The 4,470-nt window shown below is 51.7% G+C and carries 3 protein-coding genes; 1 reads left to right on the forward strand and 2 read right to left on the reverse strand.

What is annotated here, in order from left to right; genetic code table 11:
• Positions 1–1,399: sensor domain-containing diguanylate cyclase (locus tag OEL57_RS14580; protein WP_300741436.1), on the forward strand; the 1,399-nt coding region annotated here is incomplete at its 5' end.
• Between the two features lie 7 nt (positions 1,400–1,406).
• Here OEL57_RS14580 and nudC read toward each other — a convergent pair.
• Both nudC and OEL57_RS14590 read right to left on the reverse strand, forming a co-directional pair.
• Positions 1,407–2,363, reverse strand: a complete 957-nt coding sequence (gene nudC, locus OEL57_RS14585; RefSeq protein ID WP_300741438.1) for an NAD(+) diphosphatase — start codon at positions 2,361–2,363, stop codon at positions 1,407–1,409.
• Positions 2,364–2,533: 170 nt separating this feature from the next.
• A complete protein-coding gene (locus OEL57_RS14590; RefSeq protein ID WP_300741440.1) occupies positions 2,534–4,174 on the reverse strand; it encodes a methyl-accepting chemotaxis protein in 1,641 nt (546 codons plus the stop codon).
• Positions 4,175–4,470: the final 296 nt, after the last annotated feature.

Below are 4,470 nucleotides of genomic sequence, written 5' to 3' on the forward strand. Positions count from 1 at the left end.
TTTTAGCGGTGAGAAACTTGCCGGAACCGTTGAGACCAGCATCTCTTTTGATAGTTTTATCACACAACTGCGTCGCCGCTTTGCCGGCGAGTATATGCTGTTGATCAAGTCAGACCTGACTACGAAGCGCCTGTTCGGCAATGTTCAATCCCGACTGGTTCCCAGTCCGTTCAGTAGCCACTTCTTGCAGGCGCCTATTCAGGAAGATTTTCACTCTGATCATCTTTCTTCTGCTGAAATCCACACGGTTGCTTCGGCAATAAAACCGGAAATTGAGCAGGCTCAGCTGGCCAAGCGTCCTATCGCATTGTCTGCCCCTCTGCAGAATAGTACGGTTTCAGTTTATCTGATGCCGCTGACTAATATTGAAGGAACGCCAGAGGCTTTTCTGGTGCAACTGAACAGGGATGACAATCTGCAGTCACTGAAAGAAGGGTATGTTATCGCGGCCTGGTCTGCCTCGTTGGTGGCACTTTTGGGCGGTGTTTTCATTGTTAGCCTTTATAAGCGGACCAGGGAGATATCTGGGCTTAACCGTCTGTTCCATCAGGCTATAGATGCATTGCCCTATCCATTTCATATCATTGATGCCAAGACCTACCAGATTAAGGTGGCCAACCGGCAGGCTGCCCATGGTGTTGAAAAGGTTGAAGAAATGACCTGCCATGCCTTAAGCCATGGTTGTGCTCAGCCTTGCGGCAGCAGTGAGCATCCCTGTCCGATTCAAATGGTTATGGAGACTGGAACTGCAGCAGTGGTTGAACATAAGCATACTGCTGCAAACGGTGAAGAAAGAATTGTGGAGGTTCATGGCTACCCAATTCATGATGAACAAGGGGGGATTAGCCGTTGTATTGAATATGTGATTGACATAACCGAGCGCAGATTGATGGAGCAGCAGTTGCAGCGGCTGGCTGAGACGGATCCTCTGACTGGCACAGCCAACCGTCGTCGTTTTTACGATATGCTGGCCATAGAGATTGATCGTGCTTCACGGCATGATCGGCAGTTGTCAGTGTTAATGCTTGATCTTGATCACTTTAAAGAGATTAACGACAATAATGGGCATGATGTCGGTGATCGGGTGTTGGCACGCCTGGTTGAACTGTTGGGTAGTCTGCTGCGCACCAGTGATCTGCTGGGTAGATTTGGTGGAGACGAGTTTTTAATTCTTGCTCCGGAAACCGGTTTTGACGAAGCCGGGATACTGGCCCGGAAACTGCTGGTCGCTGTTCGGGAAAAGCTGCATGATCCTCAGGCTGGTCCGGTTACTATCAGTATGGGAGGGGCGTCTTTTAAAGCCGGTGATACGCCAGATGAGTTAATTAAACGGGCAGATCTGGCACTGTACCGGGCCAAGCAACAGGGACGAGACCGTTTTGAAGCAGGCGAACAGTAGCTTGTGTTTAATCGGCTCTGTTACTGCAGCTGTCGATCAGAAACCGGGCAATGCTGCGGCTGGCTGGCAATGACGGCAGAGATCCGATCGTGAACCAGCGGGCATCGTCAATCTCTTTGCCATCCACCTTAATATCACCGTAGGCGTAGTCCGCTACAAATCCCACCATCTGCTGAGACGGAAACGGCCAGGCCTGGCTGGCCACATAACGCACGTTTTTAATGGTAACGCCGGTTTCTTCCTTCGCTTCCCGTATGGCACACTCTTCCAGTGATTCCCCGACATCAAGAAAACCTGCCACCAGGCTGTAACGCCCAGTCGGCCACTCTGGTTTGTGGATCAGTAACAGCTGATCATCACGACGGATCAATACGATTGCACAGGGGTGAATGTGGGGGAAATGCTCATTGCCGCAGCCCACACATTTCTTGCCCCAGGTTTCCGGTAGTTGCTCTAAGGTCTGGCCGCAGTATGAGCAGAAACGGCTCATGCGCTGCCAGTGTAGCAGTTGCTTGCCAATTCCGGCAACCGTCATCAGCTCTGGTGTGATCCGCTCCTGAAAGGCGTTAAACGGTTCTGCAACCAGCTCTGATGGGATTTGCAGGTTGGAAGGGACTGAAGCTACCAGTACCGGTCGTCCCTGTAGTGTTGCAAATGACAAGGGCGGGTGTTTGAGGCTGAGCCAGGCAGGGCAGGGGCCTTCAGGCAGGGTTACTTCACCGTTGATTTCACGCATCAGCACGGTGGTCCCTTGCAGCAGTACCCAGATACCAGCGGCATCACTTGCTGGCTGGGGGGTCGGGTGCAGCACAAAGCCATCCGGCAAAGCCTGGCGGTTAAATGGCAGGTTAATCGTTTCCGGGTAGGGCAACTGCAGGCTGTGCTGGTTTGAGGCCAGTTGTCGTTTTAGATTGGCAATGGCAGCAGGCTGCTTGCAGAAAGCGCCTGAGAGGGGATCAGACATGGGAGTATCCTTACTGGCTGTGGTGTTTGGCCAGTGATAGCAGACGAGTGAGCAGATTTACAGGAAAAAAGTAATGCGGGTTGCAAAGGTAGCACCATCAGGCGGTCTGTAGAAGTCTCCTCTCTGTAGCCGATCTGAGCGCCATCGACTACAGAGAGGGGCTGTAGCTGTTAAAGTCTGAATTGTCCCACCAGGCGCTGCAGCTCTTCTGCCTGCCTGGAAACATTGTCTGCAGCCAACCCGGTTTCATGGATACCGGTGCTGTTCTGATGGGCAAGTTCGTTCAGGCTCATGACATTGTTACTTATTTCACGGGTGGTGCAGGTCTGCTCTTCTGCTGCAGTGGCGATCTGGCTGATCTGATCAGTAACCGCATTAACCTGCTCAATGATTGTTTTCAGCGAGCTTTCCAGCTGGGCAGCTTCCGAAACCCCAAGTTCTGTTCCTTTAACCCCTTCTTCCATTGAGCTAATGGCTCGACCTGTTTCCTGTTGGATCGCTTTGATCATGCCGCTGATTTCCTTGGTAGCGCGGGTGGTCCGTTCAGCCAGTGCCCGTACTTCATCGGCCACCACTGCAAAGCCACGTCCCTGCTCACCGGCACGGGCAGCTTCAATGGCAGCGTTAAGGGCCAGTAGATTGGTCTGGTCTGCAATATCTTCGATGGTGCCGACAATGGCACCAATCTGATCGGAGCGTTGCCCCAGAGATTCCACCATCGCGGCATTTCGTTTGGTTGCTTCTCCACGGCTGCGGATGCCGTTAATGGTGCTGGTGACCACCTCAAAACCGTGCTGGGTGGTATTGGCAGCCTGTTGTGCCCCGTCTGCCGCCATATGACAGTTGTTGGCAATATCACCTGATGTGGCGGACATTTCTTCGCCTGCTGTAGCCAGATTAGTTGACTGGGAGGAAAGCTGGTTGACACTTTCCTGCATCTCTCGTGAGGTGGATTGCAGCTCTGTTGCAGAAGATGCCAACTGGAGCGCTGTGCTGGAAAGCTGGGTGATTATTCCGTGCAGTTTTTCCACAAAGGTGTTGAACCATTCGCTCAGCTCGCCCACCTCATTTTTACCGTGGATCGGCAGGCGCTTGGTCAGATCACCTTCTCCCTGGGCAATATCCTTGATGGTTTCAACCACCTCTTTGATTGGCCCGGTAACAGAGCGGGCAACCAGCCAGGCCAGCAGAAACATGAGTCCTAAAATAATCAGCAGGGCGCCCCCAATACTAAACTGGATCTTGCGCATGGCGGCGTCTACATCATCAATATAGATTCCGGTACCGATGATCCAGCCCCACGGTTGGTACAGTTCTACATAGGAGATTTTAGGGACAGGCGTACTGTTGCCTGGTTTGCCCCAGGCATAATGAACAAAGCCCTTGCCCTTGTCTTTACAGACCGCAACCATTTCAACAAACAGGGCCTTGCCTTGCGGATCTTTGTTGTCGGTCAGATCTTTACCGTTGAGTTCAGGTTTCAGTGGATGCATGACCATTTTTGGGCCCAGGTCGTTAATCCAAAGGTAGTTGTTGCCGTCGTCATAGCGGATACTGGCAATCCGTTCTGATGCCCGCTTCATCGCTTCTTCGCGGGTAAGGGTGCCGGATTCAATCTGCTTCTGGTAGGAGGTGAGCATGCTGGTTGCCTGCTGAACCAATTCGCGCACCGCTGTCTGCTTCTCCTGCATGATAAGATTGCGAATATAAGGAGTTAATAAGGTAAAGGACGCAAGTACCAGAAGTAGCCAGGTGATCAATGAGAGACCGATAATTTTGCCAAAGATTCCCCAGTCACGTAATTTTTTCATGGTTGTACTCCTTTGTTCCATTCTGATAATCCGCTGGAAATATTGTCACTTGACTGGCGCAACCGTTTTTTATTGCTCACCACACAGTCCAGCTAAAATGTAACATGGTTATAGACATTGTCAATAGTACACTCTTTTCTTGACCTTGGACGCAAAGCCCGTACAATCAGTCCATGTCTTTTCAGTTACCACGCTTTTCAACTCGTTGTACTCTCCCTTGGTTAGTACGTCTCTGCGCCCTGGTCTTTCTGGGGTGGTACCTGTTGCTGCTGTACCTTCCTGCCGGTGATGCTGCG

It is taken from the genome of Trichlorobacter sp., from assembly GCF_030247655.1.
GTDB lineage: Bacteria > Desulfobacterota > Desulfuromonadia > Geobacterales > Pseudopelobacteraceae > Trichlorobacter.

Coding starts and splice junctions, on each gene's coding strand:
- nudC (WP_300741438.1), bottom strand. CDS start 2,363: ATGTCTGATCCCCTCTCAGGCGCTTTCTGCAAGCAGCCTGCTGCCATT.
- OEL57_RS14590 (WP_300741440.1), bottom strand. CDS start 4,174: ATGAAAAAATTACGTGACTGGGGAATCTTTGGCAAAATTATCGGTCTC.